General features: G+C 36.1%; 2 protein-coding genes. One reads left to right on the plus strand and one right to left on the minus strand.

What is annotated here, in order from left to right:
* Positions 1 to 441 (plus strand): hypothetical protein (locus ACFIO3_RS13030; RefSeq protein ID WP_375704599.1); only part of this gene is annotated, 441 nt, incomplete at its 5' end.
* Positions 442 to 454: 13 nt separating this feature from the next.
* Here ACFIO3_RS13030 and ACFIO3_RS13035 read toward each other — a convergent pair.
* Positions 455 to 1,069 carry a hypothetical protein gene (locus ACFIO3_RS13035; protein WP_375608866.1) on the minus strand — a complete coding sequence of 205 codons (615 nt, stop codon included), beginning with the start codon at positions 1,067 to 1,069 and terminating at the stop codon, positions 455 to 457.
* Positions 1,070 to 1,450 lie beyond the last annotated feature (381 nt).

Here is a 1,450-nt window from a genome sequence, read left to right on the forward strand (position 1 = left end):
CGTGAAGCCGTTGATAAATTGGCAATAGAAATGCGTGCAAAGCGCTTCGGTTTAACGCTACAGGAGGCAAAAAATCCGCTCTCTGGGTCTTATATAGGGCGACTTTGTTTGCAAAGCGTGCTTACTCAAGAGCAATATGACGCCGCGCAACAGTACCTACAGATAAGAAATAATTACCTTTGTGCAAAAGGCTTGCCTAATGCAATTTATGACGAAATGCCGTCATCATCTGATGATAAGGCAAGAGATAAATGGGTAGCATTTGCAACAGAGCAGTTTATCAACACGCAAGAGGCACTAAAAGAAGCACAATGCCTTTATAGACAGTATAATCTTCATGCTGCGCTACAGTATCTCGTTATAGAAGATCAAATGCTACCACACCTTGTGAATTCATTACGTGTTGCTCTTAATGCGCTTCAGAAACATTTTGATCGTTAAATGACAATCTCTATTACGGTTTCATTATATTGTATATCGTTCGTAAGTTTCTGCAATATTCAATGGGTTCCTTTAACCTTTTATGATCATTTTCTTTCATGTCAGATACTATGTTATTTACTTGTTCTTTTCTGAAATCGTAACGCTTAATAAGTTTTTTTGCATAATAAATCATTGGATCTTTGTCATCATTGACCACGTCGTATGCCCACATAAAATCGCTTTCACTCCAATTATATTCATCGCGTAAACGCTTTATTACATTGGGTAGATCCATTTGCGACATCTCCTTATTATAATCACCCCGCAATAAACTCATAAAGGATGCACAACCAACAACTGATATGTGACGATACAATATATCTTCCTGTTTAAAAAATGAATATTTTGTGCCCATGCTGAGTGAAAGTTCTTCTGCTTTGCGTATCTTTTCAGAATGCATAGAGCCAATATATGATTCACTTACGTATTTGTTGTAAAGTTGATTATACTTCTCTTTAGTATCTACACTTGTAAACATACGCGTCAATTTGTCTATAAATCCAAATGACGCTGATGCAGGTAGCGCTGATATAGAAAAGAAAGCTATAAATGTTATGATGCGTGTTATGGATAATGATTTCATCATTTTGAACCCTTAATTATTCATAAGTGCTGTATTATTCATAAGTGTTGTTTAACTGATTCCCTTTGAATATATCAATATGTGTTATTTTTATGTTGACAAAGTGTAGCAAATCGTATTTAATGACATTACTGTATTTAGGCGTATTGTGTCTGGAGAGGGAAATGTACAGTTCAAAATCCCCGCAAATGCGGGGTTTTTTATTATCTGGAGGGCGTATTTTATGACATCACAAAATACAGAACAGATTTCTCAAACAAAGAAAAAATATAAACCTCCTAAGGCAGGAATGGGGCGTGTCAAAGGTGTTCCAAATAAAGTGACGCGCATTTTAAAAGAAGCAGTGGTTAAGGCTGCTGAGAATGCTGGGAATAAAATTGGCAA

The organism is Bartonella sp. AD328YNZD (assembly GCF_042196425.1).

Excerpts from the sequence above, each read along its gene's own strand:
- ACFIO3_RS13035 (WP_375608866.1), bottom strand. The coding sequence starts at position 1,069 with ATGATGAAATCATTATCCATAACACGCATCATAACATTTATAGCTTTC.